General features: G+C 66.5%; 1 protein-coding gene. It reads right to left on the reverse strand.

Annotation, left to right across the window (positions count from 1 at the left end):
* Positions 1–701 (reverse strand): DUF5801 repeats-in-toxin domain-containing protein (locus tag JF545_RS19820; RefSeq protein ID WP_242520984.1); only part of this gene is annotated, 701 nt, incomplete at both ends.

Consider the following 701-nt stretch of genomic DNA (forward strand, 5'->3'; position numbering starts at 1 on the left):
ACGCTGATCACGAAGCCCGGCAGTTCGCCGCCCTCGTCACCGCTGTCCGGGGTGTAGGTCCAGGTGTTATCCGGGTTGACGGTCAAGGTACCGGTGCCCGTGTCGATGGGCGTGCCGGGCGCATACTCGGTGGTGTCGCCGGGCACGGTGATCACCACCTCACCCTGACCATCGCCACCGCCGGAGGTCGTCCAGCCACCGCTCAGACCGCCGTCCGGATCGGCTTCGTCAGGACCGGTGATGCTCACCACCGGCATATCGTCATCGACGGTCAGCGTGAGCGAACCCTCCGCCGTCGAGCCATCACTGTCGGTGACGGTGTAACCCAGCGACAGGGTGATATCGTCTTCCTTGCTGTCGTCGCTGTGATCCAGCCCTTGGTGCAAGGTCGCCTCGTAGGCACCGGTGGCCACGTCGGTCACCACCGCGGTCAGCACCGTGTCGCCAGAGGCGTCGGTACCGCTCAGGGTCAGACCGTCATCGGACACCGACCAGGTGACCGCTTCACCACCGCTGGTCACGCTGGGCAGACCGCTGGTGTTCCAGCTAAAGGCGCCGCTGCTGGCCGCCCCGTCATCCCCGAAGTCATAGCCGAGGGTGCCGGTGGCCGTCACCGCTTCACTGGCCACGTCCTCGATACCGCCGGCAATACCGCCCGGCAGACCGTCTTCGTCCAGGGTCGATACCGGTGACAACGTGGC

The organism is Halomonas litopenaei (genome assembly GCF_017303055.1).
GTDB lineage: Bacteria > Pseudomonadota > Gammaproteobacteria > Pseudomonadales > Halomonadaceae > Halomonas > Halomonas litopenaei_A.